Origin of the sequence: Streptomyces sp. NPDC048612 (assembly GCF_043199295.1) — a bacterium.
Taxonomy (GTDB): Bacteria; Actinomycetota; Actinomycetes; order Streptomycetales; family Streptomycetaceae; genus Streptomyces.
Genome location: NZ_JBICVV010000006.1, coordinates 270544 through 296841, shown reverse-complemented (window position 1 = coordinate 296841; position 26298 = coordinate 270544). Strand labels below are relative to the sequence as shown.

The following is a 26298-nucleotide window of genomic DNA, read 5'->3' as shown; positions in this document are numbered from 1 at the left end:
CTCGCGCCGGTGCCGGGGCTAGGACTTGAGAGAGCGGAGTCCATCGAGAACCCTCTCCAGGATGTGTCGGTCGAATTGCTCGGCTTCGGGGATGGGGGCACGGGCGTGCAGCCGCCCGGCGTCGACGAGATCGGCCACCAGCACCTTCACCACGCTCACGGGCAGGTGAAGGTGAGCGGCGACCTCGGCCAGAGACAGCGCCCCGGGCTGCAGCAGCTCCAGGATGCGGTGCTCCTCGGGGCGTACCTCACTGGTGATCGGCATCCCCACGCCGTGCAGCAGGGTGAGCCGGTCCAACGTGTTACGGCTGGGCTGGGCGCGTCCGCCGGTCGCCAGATAGGCCGGTACGAGGCGCCTGCCGCTGCTCTGGCGCGGGGTCATGCCGGGTTGCCGAGGTCCCGCGCCCGGCTGTTCATGACCTTGTTGCCCAGGGTCGTCACCTGGACCTGCATATGGTGCGCGACCACACCCATGTTCACCTCCGGGCCGGCGAAGACGGCCAGGCAGGTGTTCTCGCCGGCCGGAATCGCGAAGACGAAACCCTCATCGGACTCGATCACGGTCTGCCGCAGCCGGGTGTCGTCCTTCTCAGCGAACGCCGCGGTCACGGCACGTCCCGCGCCCTGGAGCGCGGACATCATCGCGGCGACACCCTCGGCGGAGTCCCGCTTCAGGCCGGGCGAGGCCCCTTCGATGAATCCGTCGCCGGAGATGACGGCTGCGTGAATCACATGCGGCAGCTCCAAAAGGGGCTCCAGCACCCAGGACTTGTCCTCGGCGACACGGCGGCGGGTGGGGCTGTTCATGACTGCGGGTTCCCTTCGGGACTGCGAGGGGGTTCTGACTGGGCGGCCGCCCGGCCGGACTCGGTGCCGCGCTGGAGCGCTGCCCAGCGAGATCCGGTCTCTTCCGGGGAGCGCTCGGGAGCCGACTCGGTGCGCGCGGCACTCTCGCCGGGTTCGGAGACGGGCTTACGGCGCCGCCGGCGCGGGAGTTCACCCTCGGCCTGCGGGGCCGGTGCCTCGTAGGAGGGGGCGGGCTGCGCGGCGGGCGCGGGCTGCGCGGCGGCCGGGGGCGGCGTCGCCGATCCGGTGGGCAGCACGGAGGAGGAACGATCCGGCACCGCGGCACGGTGCGGCATGGGAGCCATCACGGACATCGGCTGGGTGCTCTCGTCGAGGACGGTGAGGAGGGGGTCACCCGGGATGTACACGACCGCCCGCACCCCGCCGTACGGGGAGGGCTCGACGTGCACCCCGAAGCCGTACTGCCGCACCAGCTGGCCGGCGGCCGCGAAACCGGACCGCGGCGGGTCACCGAGCTGCGTCAGCAGCAGGTCCTGGTCACCCGCGAGCAGCTCCATCGCCGCCTTGATCTCGTCGTCGTGCATGCCGACGCCGTAGTCGTCGACGATGACCGAGGCACCGCGGTTGCCCTGCTGGAGGGTGATGGTGACCGGCAGTTCACGGTGCGAGTGGTGCAGCGCGTTGGCCAGCAGTTCGGTGACCACGATCGCGATCGGCTCCACCGCCCGCGCGACCACCGCGATCGGGTCACGCAGCTGGTTGCTGACGTTCACGCGCTCGTAACCGCGCAGCCGGGACGTGGCGCCGACGACCAGCTCGGCGAGGTAGGAGTCCTCACGGGTCAGCCCCGGCCAGGCGCCGCACACCACGCCGGTGGCCTGGACGCGCCGCAGCGCCTGCTCGTTGAGGAAGTCGGCGTTCAGCAGGTCCTGGGCGACGTTCGGGTCGTCGTAACGGTGCTGCATCTCCTGCAGCGACGTCTGGAGCTGGTACAGCAGCGCCTGGATGGTGGTGGTGGCCCCGCGGAGGGTGGACTGCGCGGCGGCGTCGACCCGCGCCCGCTCCTTGGTGATCGCGTCGCTGACCTGCTCCAGAACGGCGTTCAGCGCCTGGTCGGTCTCCGACGCGGCGAACCGCGCGTCCAGCAGCCCCGGTACGGGCACATGGGGATGGGCCAGCGCCAGCGTCAGATCGGGGAGCCGGGTACCGGCCAGGTGCCGGATCTCGGCCTCGGTGGCGCGCAGCCGGGCCGTCAGCTCCGTATTGCTGTGGAGCGTGGCGCTGTTCTGTTCCTCAGCGGCGGACAGACGCCTTCTCAGGTCCGCGCGCTGTTTGCCCGCGCGGATCGAGAGCGCCGCCAGGACCACGGCGGCGGCCGTACCTGTGCTGAGGCACCACAACAGCGCCTCCGGTATGGATGTCATCGAGATCCTCAATTGGGTACTGACTGGATCGGCCGGCCTTCACGGCGATGTGCTGCCGAACATCACCGGATGCTACCGGGCAGTTGACGAGCCGTGAGGGCCACTTCCACGGGGCGACTGAGAAGTACGGAAGGTCGTCTTCCGCCCACGATGACCCGGACCATAACGTGATGTGGCCCCGTCATCCAGTGCGATGGCGGGGCCTTTGTGTGCCTGTTGTGTGCGGGCGGTGAAAGCTGGTCAGGCGCCGGTGAAATGCGAGTTTTTGACGGCGGCGACGAAGGTGGTCCACTCGGCCGCGGGGAAGACGAGTCTTGCTGTCGCGGAGGAGGGTGGGGCCGGGGTGCCGCCGGGCCGCCGGCGAGGGCGTGCAGCACAGTCTCCTGCCCCGGCCCGTCCCTCCCGCCGGTTCTTGAGGTCCGAACCCCGGGAATTCCCACCCCGGTTGGCGCGGTGTGTTGGCCATGGCCTCTCCCTTTTCCCTACAAGGCAGTTGTAGTGCCCCTCTCATTGCGCAGCGCGATTCCGCGGCGTCACGCTCTGGATACGAACGGTGAATTTCTTCACGGAAAGCGTGGGCGCGATGAAGCGGATCAAGGAAAGGGAAGGCGCGACGGCGGCCGCCCGCCGGCTGGCCGACGCCAGGCGGGGCGACGCCGCGTACCAGGCGTGCGCGGCCAGGGGTGCCCGGCCCGAAGGCCGCGGCAGGCCGGGCGACCGCGGCCCGGCCGCCATGCGCGAGAATGACCCCATGAGTCTGTTCCGCGACGACGGCATCGTGCTGCGCACCCAGAAGCTGGGTGAGGCGGACCGGATCATCACGCTGCTCACCCGGGGGCACGGGCGGGTCCGTGCGGTGGCCCGGGGGGTGCGGCGGACGAAGTCGAAGTTCGGGGCGCGGCTGGAGCCGTTCTCGCATGTCGATGTGCAGTTCTACGCCCGTGGGAGCGAGCTGATCGGGCGCGGGCTGCCGCTGTGTACGCAGAGCGAGACGATCGCGGCGTACGGCGGCGGGATCGTCTCGGACTACGCCCGCTACACGGCCGGGACGGCCATGCTGGAGACCGCCGAGCGGTTCACCGACCACGAGGGCGAGCCCGCCGTGCAGCAGTATCTGCTGCTGGTCGGCGGGCTGCGGACGCTGGCCCGCGGGGAGCACGAGCCGCATCTGGTGCTGGACGCGTTCCTGCTGCGCTCGCTCGCGGTGAACGGCTACGCGCCGAGCTTCGACAGCTGCGCGCGGTGCGGGCTGCCCGGCCCCAACCGGTTCTTCTCGGTCGCGTCGGGCGGGGTGACCTGCGGCGACTGCCGGGTGCCGGGGAGCGTCGTACCCTCCTCTGAGGCCATCGGGCTCCTCAGCGCGCTGCTGACCGGCGACTGGGAGACCGCGGACGCCTGCGAGGCCCGTCACGCCCGGGAGGGCAGCGGGCTCGTCACGGCGTATCTGCACTGGCATCTGGAGCGGGGCCTGCGTTCTCTCCGGTACGTAGAGAAATAGCGAAACCACCCTCAAGACACATAAGCCCCTCAAAGCAAAAAACGCCCTCAAGACACATAGGAGACGTGGGCCGCATGGCACGACGCGGGATTCTGGGCCGTAATCGACGTGAGTACGAGACGCCCGAGCCGCACCCTTCCGGTGCGCGGCCGCCGAAGATCCCCGGTGAGCTCGTCCCGAACCATGTGGCGGTCGTCATGGACGGCAACGGCCGGTGGGCCAAGGAGCGCGGGCTGCCGCGCACCGAGGGCCACAAGGTCGGCGAGGGCGTCGTCCTGGACGTGCTCAGGGGCTGCATCGAAATGGGCGTGAAGAACCTTTCGCTGTACGCCTTCTCCACGGAGAACTGGAAGCGGTCGCCCGACGAGGTGAAGTTCCTGATGAACTTCAACCGCGACGTGATCCGGCGGCGCCGGGACGAAATGGACGCGATGGGTATTCGTATCCGCTGGGTCGGGCGGATGCCGAAGCTGTGGAAGTCGGTCGTGCAGGAGCTGCAGGTCGCGCAGGAACAGACCAAGAACAATGACGCGATGACGCTGTATTTCTGCGTGAATTACGGCGGCCGGGCCGAGATCGCGGACGCGGCGGCGGCCATCGCGGCGGATGTCCGGGCCGGAAAGCTCGACCCGTCGAAGGTCAATGAGAAGACCGTCGCGAAGTACATGTACTACCCGGACATGCCGGATGTGGACCTCTTCGTGCGGCCGTCGGGCGAGCAGCGGACCTCGAACTACCTGATCTGGCAGAGCGCGTACGCCGAGATGGTCTTCCAGGACATCCTGTGGCCGGACTTCGACCGCCGGAACCTGTGGGAGGCGTGCCTGGAGTACGCCAAGCGCGACCGCCGCTTCGGCGGCGCGCAGCTGGCGGCGGGCGAGACCGCGACCTGAGGGCGGCGCCTGCGGGCAGACGCGTGAAGGGCCGCCTCCGATGACCGGAGGCGGCCCTTCACGCGTTGCTGTCCTTGCTGCCGGCTACTGCTTCTCCGCGGTCCGCGCGGCGCACTCGCCGCAGGTGCCGAAGATCTCGATGGTGTGCGCGACGTCCTGGAAGCCGTGCTCCTGGGCGATCTGGTCGGCCCACTTCTCCACCGCGGGGCCCTCGACCTCGACGGCCTTGCCGCAGGCCCGGCACACCAGGTGGTGGTGGTGATCGTCGGTGCTGCACCGGCGGTAGACGGCCTCGCCCTCGCTGGTGCGCAGCACATCGACCTCGCCGGCGTCGGCGAGGGACTGCAGCGTGCGGTAGACGGTGGTCAGCCCGACGGAGTCGCCCTTGTGCTTGAGCATGTCGTGCAGCTCCTGCGCACTGCGGAACTCGTCGACCTCGTCGAGTGCGGCCGACACCGCGGTCCGCTGCCGCGTCGACCGGCCGCGTACCGGAGAACCCGCGCTCGTCGCCACCGTTGCCTCCCTAGGACGTCACTACGTCAGGACTTCCCCCTGCACGTGCGTCCCGCCATTGTGCCAGGTGATGACCGGCCCGCCGGTGAGACGCTTACCGATACACGTATCTGTCCGCCGACGGGGTCCGCCGGTGTCCTGCCGCCCGTGTTCACCCGGCCACGCTGACGTCGTCCGTCGTGGAGCGGCCGCCGGGTACCTCCAGAGTGCACCCCTTCGAGGCCTCCGCGGCAGCCCTTGCGCGCTTTTTCGCGAGCGGCGCGGCGAGTCCGGTGAAGAGGACGAACAGCCCGATGGCGAACAGCACGATGGTGGCGCCGGACGGGACGTCGACGTAGTACGAGGTGGTGGTACCCGTGAGGGTGACCGCGACGCCGATCCCCACAGCCACCGAGAAGGTGACCGCGAAGCTGCGGCTGATCTGCTGGGCGGCCGCGACCGGGATCACCATCAGGGCGCTGACCAGCAGCAGCCCGACGACGCGCATGGCGACGGTGACGGTGACCGCGGCGGTGACGGCGACCAGCAGGTTGAGCAGCCGCACCGGCAGGCCGGTCACCCGGGCGAACTCCTCGTCCTGGCACACCGCGAACAGCTGGCGGCGCAGCCCGACCGTGATCGCCAGCACCAGGGCGGCCAGCACGTAGATCGTCGTCATGTCCTGCGGGGAGACGGTGGTGATCGAGCCGAAGAGGTAGGTGCCGAGGTTGGCGTTGGAGCCCGCGTCGGAGAGGTTCATCAGCATCACGCCGCCCGCCATGCCGCCGTAGAACAGCATGGCCAGTGCGAGGTCGCCGCGGGTCTTGCCGTACCAGCGGATCAGCTCCATGACGACGGAGCCGGCGATGGCGACGGCGGTGGCGGCCCAGATGGGGCTGGTGTTGAGCAGGAAGCCGAGGCCGACGCCGGTCAGCGCGACATGGCCGATGCCGTCGCCCATCAGGGCCTGGCGGCGCTGGACGAGGTAGATGCCGATGGCGGGGGCGGTGACGCCGACGATCAACGCGGCGATCAGGGCCCGCTGCATGAAGGCGTAGTTAAGGATCTCCATCAGCTCAGCAGCCCCGTCCGGATCGGTTCCGCGGCCTGGTCGGCGTGCGGGTGGACATGGTCATGGCCGGGCAGCGCGTGCTGGCCCACGGCCTCGGGCGGCGGTCCGTCGTGGACGACGCAGCCGTCCCGCAGCACCACCGCGCGGTCGATCAGCGGCTCCAGCGGGCCCAGCTCGTGCAGCACCAGCAGGACCGTGGCGCCGCGCCCGACCTGTTCGCGCAGCGCGGCGGCGAGCACCTCCTGGCTGGCCAGGTCGACACCGGCCATCGGCTCGTCCATGATCAGCAGTTCCGGCTCCCCGGCCAGCGCACGGGCGATCAGCACCCGCTGGTGCTGGCCGCCGGACAGCGCGTCGACGGAGTCCTTGGCCCGGTCGGCCATGCCGACCAGCTCCAGCGCGCGGTGCACCGCGGCGCGGTCGGCCTTGCGCAGGATGCCCAGCTTCGTACGGGCCAGCCGGCCGGCCGTGACGACCTCGCGGACGGTGGCGGGGACGCCGCCGGCCGCGGTGGTGCGCTGCGGGACGTAGCCGATCCGGGCCCAGTCCCGGAACCGCCGGAACTCCGTGCCGAAGAGGGTCAGCTCACCGCCGGTGAGCGGGACCTGGCCGATCACCGAGCGGACGGCGGTGGACTTGCCGGAGCCGTTGGCGCCGAGCAGCGCGACGACCTCACCGGAGTGCACGGTGAGGTCGACCCCGCGCAGCACCGGGCGGGCGCCCAGCGAGGCGGTCGCCCCGCGCAGGTCGATCACCGGCTGGGGGTGCGGCTGGTTCATGGTGGCCTCCGTCACGTGCGGTGCGGTGTCCGTCACTTACTGCCGAGCGCCTTCTGCAGCGCGGCGAGGTTGGCGCGCTGCACACCGAAGTAGTCCTTGCCGCGGGACTTGGCGTTGATCCCCTCCAGCGGGTCGAGGACGTCGGTCTTCAGGTGGAGGTCGCCGGCCAGGGCCTTGGCGGTGGCCGGGTTGGCGATCGTCTCGAAGAAGACCGTGGAGACGTGGTGCTCCTTGGCGAGGGTGTGCAGGTCCTTGATCCGCTTGGCGCTGGGCTCGGACTCCGGGTCGAGTCCGCTGATGGCCTCCTCGGTGAGGCCGTAGCGCTCGGCGAGGTAGCCGAAGGCCGCGTGGGTGGTGAGGAAGGTGTCGGACGACCGCTTCTTCAGGCCGTCCTCGAACTCGGTGTTCAGCCCGTCCAGCTTCTTCACCAGGGCGTCGGTGTTCTTCTGGTAGTCGGCCTTGTGCTTCGGGTCGGCCTTGGCGAGGGTCTTGTTGACGCCCTTGGCGACCTCGGCGTACTTCACCGGGTCGAGCCAGATGTGCGGGTCGTCGCCGCCCTCGGACTCCGAGTGCGAGTGGTTGTCGCCGGTGGTGTGGTGGTGGCCGTCGACCTCGGTGCCGTGCTTCTCCAGGGAGGTGAGGGCGGCCGCGTCGGCGACGTGCTTGTTGCCGGACTGCGCGACGGCGTCGTCCACGGCGGGCTGCAGACCCTTGAGGTAGATGATCGCGCCGGACTCGCCGAGCCGGCCGGTCTGCTGCGGGGAAAGCTCCAGGTCGTGCGGCTCGACGCCCGGCTTGGTGAGGTCGGTCACCTCGACGTGCTTCCCGCCGATCTGCCGGGCGAGGAATTCCATGGGGTAGAAGGACGCTGTCACCCGCAGCTTGCCGTCCTCGGTGCGGGCGCCGCCGGAGGGGGAACAGGCGGAGAGGGCCAGCAGGCCGAGCACCGAGACTCCGGCGAGGGTCGCGGTGGATATGGGACGGCGTATGTTCATGACACTCATTTTCAACAATGATGGAAACGATTGTCAACAACAGTCGGCCCGGTGTGAGCGGGACGACAATGAGGCCCGGAACCGATTTGATCCAGGGGGTACGGCCGCCGGTACCCTGAACTATTCGCCCGGCCGTCTTTTGACCTCACCCCCTCATGGAGACGCTAGGGCGGCGCCCATCCATCGTTCGTCGTCGTAATGAAGAGAGCACCGTGGCCGCCGACAAGATCGATACCATCGTCAGCCTGAGCAAGCGCCGTGGCTTCGTCTATCCGTGCAGTGAGATCTACGGCGGCTCCCGCGCTGCCTGGGACTACGGTCCGCTGGGCGTCGAGCTCAAGGAGAACATCAAGCGCCAGTGGTGGCGTGCCATGGTCACCTCGCGCGAAGACGTCGTCGGTCTCGACTCGTCGGTGATCCTGGCCCCCGAGGTCTGGCAGGCGTCCGGCCACGTCGCCACCTTCACCGACCCGCTCACCGAGTGCACCTCCTGCCACAAGCGCTTCCGCGCCGACCACCTGGAGGAGGCGTACGAGGCCAAGCACGGCCGGCTCCCCGAGAACGGCATGGCGGACATCAACTGCCCCCACTGCGGCAACAAGGGCGGCTTCACCGAGCCCAAGCAGTTCTCCGGCCTGCTCTCCACCCACCTCGGCCCGTCCCAGGACACCGCCTCGGTCGCCTACCTGCGCCCCGAGACCGCCCAGGGCATCTTCACCAACTTCGCCCAGGTGCAGCAGACTTCCCGCAAGAAGCCGCCGTTCGGCATCGCGCAGATGGGCAAGTCCTTCCGCAACGAGATCACGCCCGGCAACTTCATCTTCCGGACCCGCGAGTTCGAGCAGATGGAGATGGAGTTCTTCGTCAAGCCGGGCGAGGACGAGCAGTGGCAGGAATACTGGATGGCCGAGCGGTGGAACTGGTACCGCGACCTCGGCATCCGCGAGGAGAACATCCGCTGGTTCGAGCACCCGGCCGAGAAGCTCTCGCACTACTCCAAGCGCACCGCTGACATCGAGTACCGCTTCAACTTCGGCGGCACCGAGTTCTCCGAGCTGGAGGGCGTGGCCAACCGCACCGACTACGACCTGTCGGCGCACGCCAAGGCCTCCGGCCAGGACCTCTCCTACTTCGACCAGGAGGCCGGCGAGCGCTGGACTCCGTACGTCATCGAGCCGGCGGCCGGTGTGAACCGCGCGATGCTCGCCTTCATGCTCGACGCGTACATCGAGGACGAGGCGCCCAACGCCAAGGGCAAGATGGAGAAGCGCACCGTCATGCGGCTCGACCCGCGCCTGGCGCCGGTCAAGGTCGCGGTGCTGCCGCTGTCCCGCAACCCGCAGCTGTCGCCGAAGGCGAAGGGCCTGGCCACGGACCTCCGCAAGAACTGGAACATCGAGTTCGACGACGCGGGCGCCATCGGCCGCCGCTACCGTCGCCAGGACGAGATCGGCACACCGTTCTGCGTCACCGTCGACTTCGACACCCTCGACGACAACGCGGTGACCGTGCGCGAGCGCGACACCATGAAGCAGGAGCGGGTCAGCCTGGACCAGATCCAGGCCTACCTGGGTGCGCGACTGCTGGGCTGCTAGTCCCTGCACGGGCGGCACCGGTCCTTCGCGACGGGTGCCCACCTGAGACCTCAAGCGCCGGTCGGGCTCGGATTTTTCCGGGCCCGGCCGGCGCTTTTGGGTGCGGGGTGCGGGGTGCGGGGTGCGGGGTGCGGGTGAGGTTGTGGTGGGTTCGCCATGGGGGTGAGTGGGGGCGGGGGTGGGGGCGCCTGCCGGGCGGGTGCCTCCACTGGGAGAGGCTGGCGGGGTGCCACTGGGAGTGGCTGGCGGGGTGCCTCCGGGAGTGTCTGCCGGGTTGTCCCCCCCCCCGGAGCGCCTGCTGGGGTGCCCCCCCCCCGGGAATGCCTCTCGGTGTCCCCGCGTTGTGGCCCGCAGGGGGGCCGTGCACCCCTTACGGGATGCGTTCGCACGGCCCCTAGGAGCCTCACGCCCGTCGCCATGCGAGGCCGGCGCACAGGCCCGCCAGGGGGAGTTCCGCGCCGATGGCCATGGCGACGGCGGTGACCAGTTCCGCGCCGGGGGCGGCCGTGGCCAGGTCGAGGCAGGCGTCGGCGAGCAGGAGGACGGCCGCGGCGGCCGCGGGGGCGCGGTGCCGGGCGTCGCCGTGCAACAGGCGGGTGCCGGTGACGAGGAGGGCGACGGCCTCCAGGGAGTCGAGGGCGACCCAGGCGACGGCCTCGGCGGGCGGGAGGGTGCCCGCCAGGTAGCCGAGCCAGGGGAGGAGGACGAGGCCTGCGCCGGTCAGGATCTTGCCCACCCACCGGCGTCGCGCGCCGATCCGCACCGGACTGCCGGTGACGTAACCACCCTTGGTGGCAGGGGAGTTGAAGGCGATCAGGGCCATGAAGGGGTCTCTTTCGGAGTCGCGAACCCGGCCGTCGGGCTCGTGTTCAACCCTCCGGTTTCCGTCGTCCACCGTCAGTAATGCCGCTGTCCGACCTGAGGTGGCACCAGCTACACCGCGACCTCGGATTCTGGTGTCATGGTCGTGGCGAAACCCGCCCCCTACGGTGTGATCATGACCTTCCCGCCCCGGCTGCGCCGGGCCCTCGTCCGTATGCGGCGCGACCTCTCCTTCCTCGCCGCCGGGGCGCCGTTGCACCTCGTCCCGGTGTTGCTGTGCTGGTGGGCGCTGCCCCTGCTGGCCGATACGGCCACCGGGGTCTCCTCTGACGCCCCCGTGATCCTGACCGCCCCGTTGAGCCTGCTGGTCATTGCCGGGTACGGCCTCACCGAGGCGCAGCGCTGGCGCTTCCGGGCGATATGCGGGGTGGAGCTGCCGCGGCTGCGGTTCACGGCGGGCAAGCGGCAGCTGGGCTACAACGTGCTGGTCGGGCCACTGCTCGGCGTGCTGGAAGTCCTGCTGCTGGGGCTGCTGTTGACGGCGCTGACCGCGGCACTGGTCCTGGTGTGGGTGTGGCTCGTCCCGCCGCAGTGGCGCATCGAACACCGCGGCTACACCACCACGGCCACTTACCTCAGCGTGCTGGGGCTGCTGGCGCTCGCGACCGTCCCGGCCCTGGCGGCGGGACTCGTCCGGCTGGAGATCCTGGTGGGGCGGGCGGTGCTGGGGGTGAGCCGGTCCGACGAGCTGGCGCGGCGGGTCGAGGACCTGACCGAGAGCCGGGCCGGTGCGGTGGACGCCGCCGACGCGGAACGGCGGCGTATCGAGCGGGATCTGCACGACGGCGCACAGCAGCGGCTGGTGTCCCTCGCACTGAACCTCGGGCTCGCCAAGGCCACCCTCACGGATCTGCCGCCGGAGGCGCGGGAGGTCATCGAGGCCGCGCACCGCGAGGCGAAGGACGCCATCGAGGAGCTGAACAACCTGGTGCGCGGGCTGCATCCGGCCGTTCTGGACGAACTGGGCCTGGACGCCGCACTGTCGGGGCTCGCGGCCCGTGCGCCGCTGCCCGTACGGCTGCGGGTGGATCTCCCTGCGGAGCTGCCGCAGCGGACCGCGCCGGCCGTCGAGGCGGTCGCGTACTTCGTCGTCTCCGAGGCGCTGACGAACATCGCCAAGCACGCGCGGGAGGCGACCCGGGCGGACGTGACGGTCACCCGGCTCGGCGAGATACTGCGGGTGGTGATCGCCGACGACGGGATGGGCGGCGCCGATCCGTCCAGGGGGAGCGGTCTGCGGGGGCTCGCGCAGCGGGTGCGCTCCGTGGACGGAACTTTCCGGATGAGCAGCCCCGCGGGGGGCCCGACCATGATGAGCGTGGAGCTGCCGTGCCCGATGTGAGGCGTGCCGTGATCGCCGAGGACTCCGTTCTGCTGCGGATCGGGCTGGTCAAGGTGGTGGAGATGGCCGGGTTCGAGGTGGCGGCCGAGGCGGGGGACGCGCCGGGGCTGCTGGCGGCGGTCGAGGAGCACCGGCCGGACCTCGCGGTGGTGGACGTCCGCATGCCGCCGGGCTTCACGGACGAGGGGGTGCGGGCTGCGCTGTTCATCCGTCAGGAGTGGCCAGGTACCTCCGTGTTGATGCTGTCCCAGTACGTCGAGGAGCGGTACGCGGCCGATCTGCTGGCGACTAACACCAGCGGGGTGGGCTATCTGCTCAAGCAGCGGGTGGCGGATGTTGAGGAGTTCATCGAGGCGCTGCGGCGGGTGGCGGACGGTGGCACCGCGCTGGACCCGCAGGTCGTCGCCCAGCTGCTGGTGCGCCGGGCGAGCGATCCGCTGGAGCGGCTGACGGCCCGCGAACGGGACGTCCTCGCGCTGATGGCCGAGGGGCGTTCCAACGCGGGTATCGCCGCACAGCTGGTGGTCAGCGAGAGCGCGGTCGCCAAGCACATCAACAACATCCTCGCCAAGCTGGACCTGCCGAAGGCGGACGCCGACCACCGCCGGGTGCTGGCGGTGCTTCGGTTCCTGGGGGTGGGGGGCTAGCGGGTGTGTCCGCACGTGTGTCGCGCGGAGGGGCGCAGATGTGTCGCGCGGCGGGATGTAGGTGCGTGGCGCGGTTGCTCGTGGTGGGTGCGGTGGTTGGGCTGATGGTGCGGCTCGTCCCCGTGCGACAGCGGGACGGCGGGTGCAGGGGGCAGCGGCCCCCTGCACCCGTTGGACAGCGGGGAACAGCTCTGAGCGCAGGTCTTGTTGAAGGGGAGGGCTCCGGGGGTGCCGCTCGGTAGGGTCGGTCCACGTACCGGATACGGGGGAGCCATGAGAGCACTGCAGACCGTCACGCTCCTGGTCGCGACGCTCGGCGCGGGCCTGATGGCCGGCCTGTTCGCCGCCTTCGCCTACGCGGTGATGCCGGGCCTGGCCCGGAGCGCCGACCGCACCTTCGTCCAGGCCATGCAGAACATCAACCGGGCCATTCTCAATGGCTGGTTCCTGCTCCCCTTTCTGCTGCCGGTCCCGCTGCTGCTCCTCGCCACCGTGCTGGCCTGGAACGGCCAGGGGCGGGTGGCCCTGCCCTGGATTCTCGCCGCGCTGGTGACCTACCTGGCGGGCTTCTTCGTCACCAGCGGTGTCAACGTTCCGCTCAACACCGCCCTCGACACGGCCGATACGGGCGGGGACGACCAAGCGGAGGCCGCGCGAGCCGCCTTCGAAGGCCGCTGGGTCACCTGGAACCTCGTCCGCGCCGTCCTCCACACCGCGGCCTTCGGCGTCCTCGCCTGGGCCCTCTTCCTGCACGGCACGGCGGGCCCGGTGTAGCTGCCCGCGACCAGCTGCTCCGGTCATCGGGGTCCGGCTGTCGTGTTCCGGTCACCGGGGGGCACGGCCGTCGTGCTCCGGGCATCGTGCTCAGGCCGACCTGCTCACGCTGCCCTGCTCACGTCGCCCCTGGTCGGGTCGCCCTGGTGGCTCGCCGTGATCCGCGCGCCCCAGTTCCGTGCCCCGAGCCCGGGATGCCGTGGTCAGGTGTCCGTGCGCAGGCCGCGCAGGACCAGGTCGCGGACGGCCTCGAAGTCGGCGGTGATCCCGGGCCGGGACCACTCGGGGGCGTAACACGGGTCGTGGAAACGGCCGGTGGCGTCGAAGACGGCGCGGGCGGTGGTGGCGGGGGAGGGGGTGTGGAAGTCGCCCTGGCTGACGCCGGCTTCGATGAGGGCGGTGAGCTGGGTTTCGAGGTCGGTGACATGCCGGTCGACCACACCGCCGCTCTCTCCGATCAGCGTCATATAGGTGGCGAACAGCTCGGGGTCGTCCCCGGCCTTGTGCCGCTTGGCCTCGAAGAGGGCGGTCAGCCAGCGGTCCAGCCGCTCCGGCGCCGGGCCCTCCGCCGCGACGATGACCGAGAGTTCCTGGCTCGTACGGTCCAGCCAGCGCGCCGTGACCGCCTCCCGCAGTGCCGCCTTCGTACGGAAGTGGCGGTAGACGCTGCCATGGCTGACGCCCAGAGCCCGTGCCACATCCACGACCGTGGCCTTGGCCGGGCCGTAGCGGCGCAGCACCTCCTCGGTGGCTTCGAGGATGCGCTCGGGGGTCAACGTCTCGGGGGGCATGGTGCGGTCGGCCTTTCGGGAGGGCGAGGGTGCCGCGGGGCGGACACGGGTGGGGCCAGGGGCGCGGTACGGACAGTGAGTACCCACGGAGGGGGTACCCACCGGACGGTACCTGGCCGTGTCCCGAACCCGATGGGTGGCCACGGGGTTCCCGGTCCGGCCCCTGCTGCTGCTCCCGTCTCCCCGGCCGTCAGCGCTCGCTGTCCAGGTGGGCCATCTGCTGGGCGGGGTAGCGGTCGCCGGCGGCGGCGCCGGCCGGGACGGCGCTCTCTATCGCGGTCAGCTCGTCGGAGTCCAGGGTGACGTCCAGGGCGCCGAGGGCCTCGGTCAGCCGGTCACGGCGGCGGGCGCCGACCAGCGGGACGATGTCCGTGCCGCGGGAGAGCACCCAGGCGATGGCGGTCTGTGCGACCGAGATGCCCTTCTGCTCGGCGATCTTGCGCAGTGCGTCCACCAGATCGAGGTTGTGGTCGAGGTTCTCGCCCTGGAAGCGCGGGCTCATGCCGCGGAAGTCGTTCGCGGCGAGCCGGCGGTCGCGGGCGAAGTGGCCGCTGATCAGGCCGCGGGACAGGACTCCGTAGGCGGTGATGCCGATGCCCAGCTCCCGGGCGGTCGGCAGGATCGCCTCCTCGATGCCGCGGGAGATCAGGGAGTACTCGATCTGGAGGTCGGCGATGGGGGCCACGGCGGCGGCCCGGCGCAGGGTCTGCGCGCCCACCTCGGACAGGCCGATGTGGCGGACGTGCCCGGCCTCGACCAGCTCGGCGATGGCGCCGACGGTCTCCTCGACCGGGACGTCAGGATCGAGCCGGGCGATGCGGTAGAGGTCGATGTGGTCGGCGCCCAGCCGTTGGAGGGAGTACGCGGCGAAGTTCTTCACTGCGTTCGGCCGGCCGTCATAGCCGGTGAAGCCGCCCTCGACCGTGCGCAGGGCGCCGAACTTCACGTTGAGCTGCGCCTTTTCGCGGGCCGCCGCGGGGGCGGTGCGCAGCGCTTCGTTGATCAGCAGTTCGTTGTGGCCCATGCCGTAGAAGTCGCCGGTGTCGAGCAGGGTGATGCCCGCGTCGAGGGCGGCGTGGACGGTCGCGAGGGATTCGCTGCGGTCGCTGTCGCCGTAGAGGGCGGACATGCCCATGCAGCCGAGGCCGAGGGCGGAGGTCTGCGGGCCGGTGGTGCCGAGGGTGCGGGTCTGCACAGCGTGCTCCTGACGGGGTGAGGTGGCGGAGGGACGGGGAACGGCCGTCGTGTATTCACCATGACATGACGGCTGACAGATTTCAATATCTGTCAGCCGTCATGTCTATCGCTCTCGGTCGTCCGCTGCCGTTCCCCGTCTTCCGCCGCTCCCGATCGGCGCGGTCGGCCCAGGTCAGCGCGCTTCGGTGCGGTTCGGCACGCCTCAGCGCACCGTGCGTGGCAGCCGCAGTGCGAGCAGCGTCGTGCCCGCGACGATCGCCAGTTGCGTCAGCAGCGCGGCGAGCAGGGCGTCGCGGATGCCGATGGACGGCAGCAGCGAGAGGAAGAGGGTGCCGAGGGTGGCCACGCCCAGGGCGAGGCCGGACTGCTGGGTGGTGACCATGACGCCGCCGCCCACGCCCGCCTGTGTCACCGGCAGTTCGCTCAGCACGATGCGCATCACCACCGGCATCACCATGCCCTGGCCGATGCCCAGTACGGCCATGCTCGGCGCGAGGCCGGCCACCGATATCCCGGGCCAGCCCGCGTGCACGGTCAGCGCCAGCAGGGCCAGCCCGGTGCCCTGGATCAGGGACCCGGCGATCACCACCCGCCGCCCGAACCGCAGCACCAGCCGCGGACCGGCGAGCGAGGCCAGGAAGAAGGCGGCGCACAGCGGCGCCAGGGACAGTCCGGCGGCGAACGGGCCGTAGTGCAGGCCGTTCTGGAGGGCGACCGCCACCACGAACATGAAGCCGCCGAAGCCCAGCGTGAACGGGACGAGCATCAGGAGTCCGCTGTTCACGGAGGGGATGCGCAGCAGCGAGGGCGGCACCAGCGCCGTCCGGCCGAGGCGTTCGGCCCGGCGCTCGCACAGCACGAACCCGGTGGCGACGAAGGGGAAGACGGCCAGCAGAATCCAGGACCACAGGGGCCAGCCGGCCGCCCGGCCCTCGGTCAGCGGCAGCAGCAGGGTGACCAGGGCGGCGGCGAGCAGCGCGGTGCCGGGGCCGTCCACCCGCGCCGGGTGCGGGGAGCGGGTCTCGGGGACCGTACGGGCGGCGAGCAGCCAGGCCGCGGCAGCCATCGGGACGTTCACCAGGAAGACCGCGCGCCAGCCGGTGCCCATCAGGTCGATGGAGACCAGCAGCCCGCCGAGCACCTGGCCGACGGCGCTGGACACCCCGGCCGTCCCGCCGTACAGGCTGAGCGCCTTCGCGCGCCGCTTGCCGGTGGTCGTCGCCTGGATGGTGGCCAGAACCTGCGGCAGCAGCAGGGCGGCCGCGGCGCCCTGGGCGACCCGGGCGGCCACCAGTGTCCAGGCGTCCGGTGCCAGGCCGCAGGCCAGTGAGGTCAGGCCGAAGGTGGCCAGGCCCCACAGGAACATCCGGCGGCGGCCGATCATGTCGCCGAGCCGCCCGCCGAGGACCAGCAGCATCGCGTAGGCGACGCCGTAACCGGCCACCACCATCTCCAGCATCGCCGGGCCCGCGTGCAGGTCGTGGTCGATGGTCGGCAGAGCGACATTGACGATAAAGAAGTCGATCATGGGGAGGGCCGCGCCCAGCAGCACGGTCAGCAGGCCGAGCGGGGTCAGCACGGTCGGGGTCCGCTGCTGCTGTGGGGCGGAGCCGGGTGCGGCCGGTGCCCCCGGGGTCGCCGGGGCGTCCGGGAACGCGGCCCCCGGGGCGGTGGCCGGCGCCGCGGCGGGTACGGCCAGGGCTTCCGGGGTGGTCGTCGGTGTTCGGGTTTCGCTCACGGAGTCGACGATCGCCGACCGCTCAACCGGGTACCAGAGTGTTCTTATCCTGGTACCAGCGCTACCTGGCAACCGGCTCGGGCCTGCGGCAGGCTGGACCCATGACCGTGGACCCGTCTCCGCCGCAGCCTGCCACAGGACCCGCCGCCGTACCGTTCGGCACCACGCCGTACGGCACCGCCCCGCGCGACGCCGCCGCCCGCCGGGCCGAATTGGCCGCCTTCCTGCGCAGCCGCCGAGAGCGGATCACGCCCGAGCAGGTCGGGCTGCCGCGGGGCGCCCGCCGGCGCACCCCCGGCCTGCGCCGCGAGGAGGTCGCACACCTGGGAGCGGTGGGCGTCACCTGGTACACCTGGCTCGAACAGGGCCGGGACATTCATGTGTCGCCGCAGGTCCTGGACGCGGTGGCGCGTGCGCTGCTGCTCGACCGCGCCGAGCGGAGCCATCTGTTCTCGCTGGCGGGGGCGGTCGACCCGGTGCCCGGCCGGGAGTGCACGGGCGTCACCCGGGAGCTGCGGCAGATCCTGGAACAGCTCTCGCCGTTCCCCGCGGCCGTCCAGAACAGCCGCTTCGACATCCTCGCCTACAACCCCACCTACGGCCGTCTGCTGTGCGACCTCGACGCGCTGCCCGAGGAGGACCGCAACTGCATGTGGCTGGCGTTCACCCACCCCGAGTGGCGGGCGGGCGTCGGCGATCTGGAGGCCACGATGCGGGTGATGGCCGCCAAGTTCCGGGCGTCGATGGCCGAGCATCTCGCCGAGCCGGCCTGGAAGGCGCTGGTCGCGCGGCTGACGGAGGCCTCGCCGGAGTTCCGGGCCATCTGGGCGCAGCACGAGATCCTCCGCCCGGTCAGCGCCGTCAAGCTCTTCCGGCACCCCCGGGTGGGCACCCTGCAGCTGACCGCCACCAGCCTGTGGACGGGCCCCAACGACGGTCCCAAGCTGCTGTCCTACACGCCCGTGGACGAGACGTCCCGGGAGCGGCTGGAGCAGCTGGCGGCGGAGCCGGCGGCGCTCGCCGCGGTGTGACCGTACGGACGAGGAGCCGCCCCGGAGAGGACCAACTTCTCTCTTCGGTAAGACGTCTGACACAGTGAAACCTCTTGCATCGATGCGGTTTGGAGAATCGGTGCGGCAGGGAGAGAGGAACGGATCTCCTTGCCCGAGGTGACCGGACCTCGCTCGGTGAGGTCTGCGGAGGGGGACTCGCGTGACGTCAACAGGACCGGCGGAGCCGTCGTGGAACACGCCGGCGGAGGCTCGGGACACGGCCGGGGGCCCGCCTCCCGCCGCCCCGCCGCCGCCGACCGCCCCGCCGCAGCCCTCGGCCGGACCGCCGCCTGCCGCCGATCCCCACCCCGACGTGGCACCGCCGACAGCGGCCCAGCCGGTCATCGGGGTCGATCTGCGGGTCAGCAAGCGGCTGCTCTGGGTCGGTGACGCCTACTACCCGCTCCAGAACGTCGCGCGGGTGTACACGCTCACCATCCACCCCCGGCGCAAGGACGCCGTGGTGCTCTTCGTGAAGCGGCTGCTGCTCCTCGGACTGGCAACGGTCCTCCTCGTCCTGCTCACCGCCACCAGTGGCGGCTTCGGGGGCAGCAGTAGCGATTCCGGCGGGGTCACCGCGCTCGTGGTGATCGCCGCGGGTGCCGCACTCGTCTACTCCCTGGTGGAGATGCTGAAGGTGCTCGGCGCGGCCCCGCACTTCGTCCTGGCCGTGGAGACGACAGGCTCCTCCACCGCAGTGGTGACCAGCCCCGACGCGGACCAACTACGGCGGCTCGCCCACCAGATCGCGCACGCCATCGAGAACCCCGAGGCGGAGTTCGTGGTCCGGGTGAACACCGTCGAGATCAGCCCCAAGCACTACTATTTCGGGGACAACGTCAACATGTACGGCGGCACCGGCAACGTGGGGATGGCGAGCTGATGAGCGGCGGGGACCAGCACTACTACCTGGGCGGCGGCGACCACGTCACCCTGCACGGCGGCTCGGGCAACGTCGGCATCGACAAGCGCGTCACCCCGGCCCCGGAGTCCCCCGCCGTGCAGGAGGCTCTCCGTGAACTCCTGTCCCTGGTGCAGGAGTTGCGTGCCCAGGTCCCACAGGCCGGCGCCGCGGCCCTCGACGACTCGCTGCCCGCTCTCCGGACCGGGGCGAACGTCCCGCCGCAGGAGCGTCACCGGGCGCTGTACGCCGTCGCGGGCATCGCCGCGACCTTCGGCGCGCTCGGCGTACCGCTCGTCGAGGCCGTCAACAAGGTGCTGGGACTCATGGGCGCGCAGTGAGCTCCCGGCCGCCCGTCCGGGGCCTGTCGTGTGGACCGGACCTCGCTCCCTGATCCGGCCGGATCAGAACGACAGGCCCTAGGACCGCGCGTCCGCCGGCCGGTACCCCAGGGCCTCGTCGCCGAACAGCTCCGCCGTGCGGTCGGCCGTCGCCCTCGCCCACCGGCCGGTGGTCAGCGCGCCGAGCAGCAGGACGGCCGCGCCGCAGCCGGTGATGATCCACCACGCCGGGCGGGCGGCCGTGAGGAAGGCGTCCGTGGTGGCGGCGGCGTGCGCCCCGCTCGCCAGTACGGCGCCGATCACCGCGACGCCGAGCGATTGGCCGACCTGTCGGCTGGTGGAGGCCACCGCGGCGGCCACCCCGGCCTGGGCGCGGGGCATCCCGGACACCGCGGTGTTGGTGATCGGCGCGTTGACCAGGCCGAACCCGATGCCGAACAGGACATAGCCGGTGAACATCAGCGGGTTCGCCGACTGTGCGCCGAACGCCGCGAAGAGCAGCCCGCTCGCCCCCATCGCCGTACCGGCAAGGAGGAGGGACAGTCGGGGGCCGCGGCTGCCGACCAGCCGTCCCGACACGGGCGCGAAGACCAGCGTCATCCCGGCCATGGGCAGCATGTACAGACCGGCGTCCAGAGCGGACAGCCCGCGGATGTTCTGCAGGTACAGCGTGTTGATGAACAGGAAGCCGGCCAGCGCGGCGAAGGCGCAGACCGCCACGACCGTGGCCCCGCTGAACGGCGCGCTGTGGAAGAACCGCAGGTCGATCAGGGGCTCCCGGCGGCGCCGCTCATAGCCGATCAGCCCGGCCAGGGAGGCCAGCGCGACCAGCACGAACGCCAGGATCTCCGGGGAGGTCCAGCCGGCGTCCGGGGCCTCGATGATCGCGTACGTCAGCGAGCCGAGCAGCCCGATCACCAGCAGCTGGCCGACCGGGTCGACGCGGCGCGGCCTGGGGGCGCGCGATTCGGGGACGTAGCGCAGGGTCAGGAAGAGCGCGAGCGCGCCGATCGGGACGTTGATCCAGAAGATCGAGCGCCAGCCGACGGTCTGCACCAGCAGCCCGCCGATCACCGGACCGGCCGCCATGCTGATGCCGACGACGCCGCCCCACACCCCGATGGCCCGGGCCCGCTCCCGTGGCTCGGTGAAGGTGTTGGTGATGATCGACATCGCGACGGGGTTGAGCATCGAGCCGCCGACCGCCTGCACCATCCGGAAGATCACCAGCCACTCCAGGCTGGGCGCCAGGCTGCACAGCAGCGAGCCGGCCGCGAAGACGACCAGGCCGACCAGGAAGATCCGGCGCCGCCCGAGCCGGTCGGCGGTGGAGCCGGCCAGCATCAGCAGCGCCGCCAGGACCAGGGTGTAGGCGTCGATCGTCCACTGCATACCGGCGACCGAGGCGTGCAGGTCATGCTGGATGGACGGCAGGGCGACATTGAGGACGGTGTTGTCGAGGCTGACGATCAGCAGGCTCATACAGCAGATCGCCAGCACCAGAAGACGCCGTCGACGGCTGAGCTCAGGCATTCTTGAACGCTACAACGATCCGCCGTCCCCGGCCCTGGCGGGGCCACTCGCGCGGTGCGGGACAATGGGAGGTCGCAGCGGCCGGTGACCCCGTACGGCCGCGGCCCGACCACCCCGCCAACGGAAGCCGAAGAAAGCCGAAGGTATCGCCGCCATGACTCTGCTTCAGATCGGCCCGCACGCGGTGCAGCCGCCCGTGGTCCTCGCGCCGATGGCCGGGATCACCAATGCCCCGTTCCGGACGCTGTGCCGGGAGTTCAGCGGCGGCAAAGGCCTGTTCGTCAGCGAGATGATCACGACGCGGGCGCTGGTCGAGCGCAACGAGAAGACCATGCAGCTGATCCACTTCGACGAGACCGAGAAACCGCGCTCGATCCAGCTGTACGGCGTCGACCCGGACACCGTCGGCAAGGCCGCCCGCATGATCGCGGAGGAGAACCTCGCCGACCACATCGACCTCAACTTCGGCTGCCCGGTCCCGAAGGTGACCCGTAAGGGCGGTGGCTCGGCGCTGCCGTACAAGCGGAACCTGCTGCGCTCGATCCTGCGGGAGGCGGTGGCGAACGCGGGCGGCCTGCCGGTGACGATGAAGATGCGCAAGGGCATCGACGACGATCACCTCACCTACCTCGACGCCGGGCGGACCGCGGCCGAGGAGGGCATCACCGCGATCGCCCTGCACGGGCGCACCGCGGCCCAGCACTACGGCGGCACCGCCGACTGGGACGCCATCGCGCGCCTCAAGGAGCACGTCCCGGAGATCCCGGTGCTCGGCAACGGCGACATCTGGTCGGCCGCGGACGCCCAGCGGATGATGCGGGAGACCGGCTGCGACGGCGTGGTCGTCGGGCGCGGCTGCCTCGGCCGGCCGTGGCTGTTCGGCGACCTGGTGGCCGCCTTCGAAGGCACCGGCACCTACGCCCAGCCGACGCTCAAGGAGGTCGCCGCCGTCATGCTGCGGCACGCCACCCTCCTCGGCGAGTGGATCGGCGACGAGAAGCGCGGCGTGATCGACTTCCGCAAGCACGTCGCCTGGTACACCAAGGGCTTCTCGATCGGCTCCGAGATGCGGCGTGGTCTCGCGGTGACCTCCTCCCTCGACGAGCTGGACGCGCTGCTGTCGGAACTCGACCTGGACCAGCCGTGGCCGGTGGGCGCGGACGGCCCGCGCGGCCGTACCTCGGGCCGCAACCGCGTCGTCCTGCCCGACGGCTGGCTCGACGACCCGTACGACTGCGCCGGCGTGGACGCGGGCGCGGAGCTGGACACCTCGGGCGGCTGAGCCGGCCCGGAACGCCGCCTGCGGCCCCCGCCCCTACGGCACCCGGGTACCTCCCTGGCGTGTCAGCGCGCGGGCACGCGCCGCCGGGCCCGCGCCGCCCTACCGTTTGCGCCCGTACGGGAGGCACCCGGCAGCCCGTACCGCCGCCCGCGGAACCCGGCGGGGACGTGCGGGACCGAGGCCGAAGGAGTCGCCGTGGTGAGCGGGCACCGTTCCCTCGCGGACACGGAGAAGGCCGTCCAGGCCAAGATCGGGGACACCCCCGTCAGCCACGAGCGGATGGCGGCGGTCGCGCACCTCTACCGGGCCGCGGCCGCCGTACGCCAGCACTTCGAGAACTCCGTACTGCGCGGCGTCGAGCTGACCTGGACCTCGTTCGTCGTGCTGTGGGTGGTGTGGACCGGCGGCGAGCGGGAGACCCGGCAGGTCGCCGAGGAGGCCGGGATCTCCAAGGGCACGCTCACCGGCGTCGCCCGCACCCTCCAGAGCCGGGGCCTGCTGGAGCGCACGGCGCACCCGGCCGACGGCCGGCTCGCGCTGCTCGCGCTCACGCCCGCGGGAGAGCGGCTGATGGCCCGGCTCTTCCCGGAGTTCAACGCCGAAGAGGTCTTCGTCACCGCGGGGCTGAGCGACGACGAGGCCTTCGACCTGGCGGAACTGCTGCACCGGATCGTGGCGCAGATCGAGACCCACGGCGAGGACCGGCGACTGGAACTGCTGGACGGCCGGGACCCCCACCCACGGCGGAGCGGGCGACGGGCCAAGAGGTAGCGGCGGGGCCGTGGCCGTGGTGCCGGCCCGCTGCCTGTCTTCCTGGCCCTCGCGGACCGGCCCGGGACCGGCGGGACCGCCGCTGCGTCGTCGGCCCGGCGCCCGGCCCGCGCTCACATGATGTTCCCGTGGCCGACGACTATGGCCTGATCCTGACGCTCCGTGTTCCGTGGCCGGTGGCGTGAAGGGATGCCTGGATCGTGGTGAAAGCGGTTCTGCCGTCCGTGCACGGGCCTGCGTGTCGGTGTGCGCGGTCCTTGATCTCAGGGCTGCCGAGGGTCCAAATGATGGGACCGGGTCACACATGAGCGCGTGATTCTCGCCACCCCTGATAGGGGGTGCGCTCAGATGAGCGGAATGGATGGGGCTCCATCTCTCCAATGGTGGCACCGGGTGCCATGCTTCATGCGTTCGAGTCCTTAACTCATTCGTCGCAGTGCGTAGCACAAGATCTAAGAATGACTGCGGAGCGCAGTGATGCATTCAGGTAATGAATGATGCTCCAAGTGCATGATCACTTTCGATCTGGTGGCGGACGACTGGTTACACGGGTATGTCGACCAAGTGGACGTACCCATACGCCTTCGATCTGGGTATGTTCCTCGCCGTCAGGGCAGCCCGTCGGCGAGGAGACAGTGCCGTGCCGGAAACACAAGATCCCCACGTAACCCAGCGTTCGTCCGCGAAGTTCGTTTATGACTTCACCGAGGGCAACAAGGACCTCAAGGACCTGCTCGGCGGCAAGGGTGCGAACCTCGCCGAGATGACCAACCTGGGGCTTCCGGTCCCTCCCGGCTTCGTGATCACTACTGAAGCCTGCAAGGTCTACCTCGACAGCGGCAGCGAGCCCGCGGCACTGCGTGCCGAGGTCTCCGAGCACCTCGATGCCCTTGAGCGGGAGATGGGCAAGAAGCTCGGCCAGGCCGATGACCCGCTACTCGTATCGGTCCGTTCCGGTGCGAAGTTCTCCATGCCCGGCATGATGGACACCGTCCTCAACATCGGGCTCTCCGACGCGTCGGTTTCCGGCCTCGCCGCGCAGGCCGGTGACGAGCGGTTCGCGTGGGACTCCTACCGCCGCCTCATCCAGATGTTCGGCAAGACCGTGCTGGGCGTCGACGGCGAGCTCTTCGAGGAGGCGCTGGAGGAGGCCAAGCAGGCCAAGGGCGTCCGCGTCGACATCGACCTCGACGCCGCCGACCTCAAGAGCCTGGTCGCGCACTTCAAGGACATCGTGGCCAAGGAGACCGGCCGCGACTTCCCGCAGGAGCCGCGCGAGCAGATGGACCTCGCCGTGCGCGCGGTCTTCGACTCGTGGAACACCGACCGCGCCAAGCTCTACCGCCGTCAGGAGCGCATCCCCGGCGATCTCGGCACCGCGGTCAACATCTGCTCCATGGTCTTCGGCAACCTCGGCCCCGACTCGGGCACCGGTGTCGCCTTCACCCGCGACCCCGCCAGCGGCCACCAGGGCGTCTACGGCGACTACCTGCAGAACGCGCAGGGCGAGGACGTCGTCGCCGGTATCCGCAACACCGTGCCGCTCGCCGACCTCGAGAACATCGACAAGGCGTCGTACGACGAGCTGATGCAGATCATGGAGACGCTCGAAACGCACTACAAGGACCTGTGCGACATCGAGTTCACCATCGAGCGCGGCAAGCTGTGGATGCTGCAGACCCGGGTCGGCAAGCGCACCGCCGGTGCCGCCTTCCGGATCGCCACCCAGCTCGTCGACCAGGGCCTGATCGACGAGGCCGAGGCCCTCCAGCGGGTCAACGGCGCGCAGCTGGCGCAGCTGATGTTCCCCCGCTTCGACCTGGGCGCGAAGTCCGAGACGATCGGCCGCGGCATCGCCGCCTCCCCGGGCGCGGCGGTCGGCAAGGCCGTCTTCGACTCGTACACCGCCGTCAAGTGGTCGCGCTCCGGCGAGAAGGTCATCCTGATCCGCCGGGAGACCAACCCCGACGACCTCAACGGCATGATCGCCGCCGAGGGCATCCTCACCTCCCGCGGCGGCAAGACCTCGCACGCCGCCGTCGTCGCCCGCGGCATGGGCAAGACCTGTGTCTGCGGCGCCGAGGAGCTGGAGGTCGACACCAAGGCCCGCCGGCTGACGACCAGCGACGGCACCGTCGTCGAAGAGGGCGACGTCGTCTCCATCGACGGCTCCACCGGCAAGGTCTACGCCGGTGAGGTGCCGGTCGTGCCGTCCCCGGTCGTGGAGTACTTCGAGGGCCGGATGCACGCAGGCGCCGAGGACGCCGACGAGCTGGTCAAGGCCGTCCACCGGATCATGGCGTACGCGGACCGGGTGCGCCGGCTGCGCGTCCGTGCCAACGCCGACAACGCCGAGGACGCCGCCCGCGCCCGCCGGTTCGGCGCGCAGGGCATCGGCCTGTGCCGCACCGAGCACATGTTCCTCGGTGAGCGCCGCGAGATGGTCGAGCGCCTCATCCTGGCCGACACCGAGAGCGACCGGGACGCCGCGCTCAGCCAGCTGCTGCCGCTGCAGAAGGCCGACTTCATCGAGCTGTTCGAGTCGATGGACGGACTGCCGGTGACCGTGCGGCTGCTGGACCCGCCGCTGCACGAGTTCCTGCCCGACATCACCGAGCTGTCGGTGCGGGTCGCGCTCGCCGAGGCCCGCAAGGACGCCAACGAGAACGACCTGCGCCTGCTCCAGGCCGTGCACAAGCTGCACGAGCAGAACCCGATGCTGGGTCTGCGCGGTGTCCGCCTCGGGCTGGTCATCCCCGGTCTGTTCGCCATGCAGGTACGGGCGATCGCCGAGGCCGCGGCCGAGCGCAAGAACGCCAAGGGCGACCCGCGCGCGGAGATCATGATTCCGCTGGTGGGCACCGTCCAGGAGCTGGAGATCGTCCGCGAGGAGGCCGAGCAGGTCATCGCCGAGGTCGAGAAGGCCCACGGCGTCAGCCTGAAGCTCACCCTCGGCACGATGATCGAGCTGCCCCGCGCGGCCCTCACGGCCGGTCAGATCGCCGAGTCGGCCGACTTCTTCTCCTTCGGTACGAACGACCTCACGCAGACGGTCTGGGGCTTCAGTCGCGACGACGTCGAGGCCAGCTTCTTCACCGCGTACCTGGAGAAGGGCATCTTCGGCGTCAGCCCGTTCGAGACCATCGACAAGGACGGCGTGGGCTCCCTGGTCCGCAACGCCGCAGCGGCCGGCCGCGCCACCCGCCCCGACCTCAAGCTCGGGGTCTGCGGTGAGCACGGCGGTGACCCGGAGTCGGTGCACTTCTTCCACGAGGCCGGACTGGACTACGTCTCCTGCTCCCCGTTCCGCATCCCGGTCGCACGGCTGGAGGCGGGCCGGGCGGCCGCCGAGTCCAAGGGCAGCGACAGCCGCTGACCCCACCGGGGCACCCCGGGCGCCAGGCGCGTCCGCGGTGCCCCGACAGCCCACCGGAGCCGGCGCGAAGGCAACCTCACCCTCAGCCGCCTGACCGCCGGCTCCGGCACCCCGACG

The 26298-nt window shown here is 70.9% G+C and carries 24 protein-coding genes; 12 read left to right on the top strand and 12 right to left on the bottom strand.

The features are described from left to right. Positions 1-18 precede the first annotated feature (18 nt). From ACGFN2_RS13010 to ACGFN2_RS13000, 3 genes are read right to left on the bottom strand one after another with little or no spacing between them, the layout of a single operon-like run. The gene (locus tag ACGFN2_RS13010) at positions 19-381 is read right to left on the bottom strand and encodes a DUF742 domain-containing protein (RefSeq protein WP_362606290.1); all 363 of its coding nucleotides are present in this window, start codon (positions 379-381) and stop codon (positions 19-21) included. After that, a complete protein-coding gene (locus ACGFN2_RS13005) occupies positions 378-806 on the bottom strand; it encodes a roadblock/LC7 domain-containing protein (protein ID WP_362606293.1) in 429 nt (142 codons plus the stop codon). Before ACGFN2_RS13005 ends, ACGFN2_RS13010 begins: the two co-directional genes overlap by 4 nt. Beyond that, on the bottom strand, positions 803-2230 hold the full coding sequence (locus ACGFN2_RS13000) for an ATP-binding protein (RefSeq protein WP_393359800.1): 1428 nt from the start codon (positions 2228-2230) through the stop codon (positions 803-805). Before ACGFN2_RS13000 ends, ACGFN2_RS13005 begins: the two co-directional genes overlap by 4 nt. 751 nt (positions 2231-2981) lie before the next feature. On the opposite strand from ACGFN2_RS13000, the gene recO reads away from it, so the two are divergent. Together recO and ACGFN2_RS12990 are read left to right on the top strand one after the other, a co-directional pair. Beyond that, entirely contained in the window at positions 2982-3728 is a 747-nt protein-coding gene (gene recO, locus ACGFN2_RS12995) for a DNA repair protein RecO (RefSeq protein WP_362606301.1), read from the top strand. 74 nt (positions 3729-3802) lie between these two features. Beyond that, on the top strand, positions 3803-4621 hold the full coding sequence (locus ACGFN2_RS12990) for an isoprenyl transferase (protein WP_362606303.1): 819 nt from the start codon (positions 3803-3805) through the stop codon (positions 4619-4621). 84 nt (positions 4622-4705) lie between these two features. Here the strand turns inward: ACGFN2_RS12990 and ACGFN2_RS12985 are convergent, their stop codons facing one another. The 4 genes from ACGFN2_RS12985 to ACGFN2_RS12970 form a co-directional block, all read right to left on the bottom strand. Beyond that, positions 4706-5134 carry a transcriptional repressor gene (locus tag ACGFN2_RS12985; protein WP_362606306.1) on the bottom strand — a complete coding sequence of 143 codons (429 nt, stop codon included), beginning with the start codon at positions 5132-5134 and terminating at the stop codon, positions 4706-4708. 151 nt (positions 5135-5285) lie between these two features. Next, the gene (locus ACGFN2_RS12980; protein WP_362606308.1) at positions 5286-6185 is read right to left on the bottom strand and encodes a metal ABC transporter permease; all 900 of its coding nucleotides are present in this window, start codon (positions 6183-6185) and stop codon (positions 5286-5288) included. After that, the gene (locus ACGFN2_RS12975) at positions 6185-6964 is read right to left on the bottom strand and encodes a metal ABC transporter ATP-binding protein (protein ID WP_362606310.1); all 780 of its coding nucleotides are present in this window, start codon (positions 6962-6964) and stop codon (positions 6185-6187) included. The genes ACGFN2_RS12980 and ACGFN2_RS12975 overlap by 1 nt, the downstream gene beginning before the upstream one ends. Before the next feature lie 32 nt (positions 6965-6996). Further along, positions 6997-7959 carry a metal ABC transporter substrate-binding protein gene (locus tag ACGFN2_RS12970; RefSeq protein WP_393359797.1) on the bottom strand — a complete coding sequence of 321 codons (963 nt, stop codon included), beginning with the start codon at positions 7957-7959 and terminating at the stop codon, positions 6997-6999. Between the two features lie 212 nt (positions 7960-8171). Here ACGFN2_RS12970 and ACGFN2_RS12965 point away from each other — a divergent pair, with 212 nt between their 5' ends. Then, positions 8172-9554, top strand: coding sequence for a glycine--tRNA ligase (locus ACGFN2_RS12965; protein ID WP_362606316.1), 1383 nt, complete (start codon positions 8172-8174; stop codon positions 9552-9554). Positions 9555-9957: 403 nt separating this feature from the next. Here the strand turns inward: ACGFN2_RS12965 and ACGFN2_RS12960 are convergent, their stop codons facing one another. Then, positions 9958-10377 (bottom strand): hypothetical protein, encoded by a 420-nt coding sequence (locus ACGFN2_RS12960; RefSeq protein ID WP_362606319.1) that lies wholly within the window; start codon positions 10375-10377, stop codon positions 9958-9960. 174 nt (positions 10378-10551) lie between these two features. Here ACGFN2_RS12960 and ACGFN2_RS12955 point away from each other — a divergent pair, with 174 nt between their 5' ends. From ACGFN2_RS12955 to ACGFN2_RS12945, 3 genes are all read left to right on the top strand, one after another. Further along, positions 10552-11778, top strand: coding sequence for a sensor histidine kinase (locus ACGFN2_RS12955; RefSeq protein WP_393359795.1), 1227 nt, complete (start codon positions 10552-10554; stop codon positions 11776-11778). An 8-nt stretch (positions 11779-11786) separates the two neighbouring features. After that, a complete protein-coding gene (locus tag ACGFN2_RS12950) occupies positions 11787-12425 on the top strand; it encodes a response regulator transcription factor (protein ID WP_362606538.1) in 639 nt (212 codons plus the stop codon). A 273-nt stretch (positions 12426-12698) separates the two neighbouring features. Further along, complete coding sequence (locus tag ACGFN2_RS12945; protein WP_393359793.1) at positions 12699-13199, top strand: DUF1772 domain-containing protein; 501 nt, start codon at positions 12699-12701, stop codon at positions 13197-13199. Between the two features lie 203 nt (positions 13200-13402). Here the strand turns inward: ACGFN2_RS12945 and ACGFN2_RS12940 are convergent, their stop codons facing one another. The 3 genes from ACGFN2_RS12940 to ACGFN2_RS12930 form a co-directional block, all read right to left on the bottom strand. Then, positions 13403-13990, bottom strand: a complete 588-nt coding sequence (locus ACGFN2_RS12940; protein ID WP_362606326.1) for a TetR family transcriptional regulator — start codon at positions 13988-13990, stop codon at positions 13403-13405. A gap of 190 nt (positions 13991-14180) precedes the next feature. Next, entirely contained in the window at positions 14181-15185 is a 1005-nt protein-coding gene (locus tag ACGFN2_RS12935; RefSeq protein ID WP_393359791.1) for an aldo/keto reductase, read from the bottom strand. Positions 15186-15389: 204 nt separating this feature from the next. After that, the gene (locus ACGFN2_RS12930; RefSeq protein WP_393359789.1) at positions 15390-16925 is read right to left on the bottom strand and encodes an MFS transporter; all 1536 of its coding nucleotides are present in this window, start codon (positions 16923-16925) and stop codon (positions 15390-15392) included. 101 nt (positions 16926-17026) lie between these two features. On the opposite strand from ACGFN2_RS12930, the gene ACGFN2_RS12925 reads away from it, so the two are divergent. From ACGFN2_RS12925 to ACGFN2_RS12915, 3 genes are all read left to right on the top strand, one after another. Further along, positions 17027-17956, top strand: a complete 930-nt coding sequence (locus ACGFN2_RS12925) for a helix-turn-helix transcriptional regulator (protein ID WP_362606335.1) — start codon at positions 17027-17029, stop codon at positions 17954-17956. A 334-nt stretch (positions 17957-18290) separates the two neighbouring features. Further along, the gene (locus ACGFN2_RS12920; protein ID WP_393359787.1) at positions 18291-18860 is read left to right on the top strand and encodes a DUF6232 family protein; all 570 of its coding nucleotides are present in this window, start codon (positions 18291-18293) and stop codon (positions 18858-18860) included. Further along, positions 18860-19219, top strand: a complete 360-nt coding sequence (locus ACGFN2_RS12915) for a hypothetical protein (RefSeq protein ID WP_362606340.1) — start codon at positions 18860-18862, stop codon at positions 19217-19219. The genes ACGFN2_RS12920 and ACGFN2_RS12915 overlap by 1 nt, the downstream gene beginning before the upstream one ends. A 78-nt stretch (positions 19220-19297) precedes the next feature. Here ACGFN2_RS12915 and ACGFN2_RS12910 read toward each other — a convergent pair whose 3' ends face one another. Beyond that, positions 19298-20752: an MFS transporter gene (locus tag ACGFN2_RS12910; RefSeq protein WP_393359785.1), complete on the bottom strand. Its 1455-nt coding sequence runs from the start codon at positions 20750-20752 to the stop codon at positions 19298-19300. Between the two features lie 154 nt (positions 20753-20906). On the opposite strand from ACGFN2_RS12910, the gene dusB reads away from it, so the two are divergent. From dusB to ppdK, 3 genes are all read left to right on the top strand, one after another. Beyond that, entirely contained in the window at positions 20907-22034 is a 1128-nt protein-coding gene (gene dusB / locus ACGFN2_RS12905; RefSeq protein ID WP_393359783.1) for a tRNA dihydrouridine synthase DusB, read from the top strand. 198 nt (positions 22035-22232) lie between these two features. Further along, positions 22233-22805 carry a MarR family winged helix-turn-helix transcriptional regulator gene (locus ACGFN2_RS12900; protein ID WP_393359781.1) on the top strand — a complete coding sequence of 191 codons (573 nt, stop codon included), beginning with the start codon at positions 22233-22235 and terminating at the stop codon, positions 22803-22805. A gap of 640 nt (positions 22806-23445) precedes the next feature. Further along, a complete protein-coding gene (gene ppdK / locus ACGFN2_RS12895; protein WP_393359779.1) occupies positions 23446-26181 on the top strand; it encodes a pyruvate, phosphate dikinase in 2736 nt (911 codons plus the stop codon). Positions 26182-26298 lie beyond the last annotated feature (117 nt).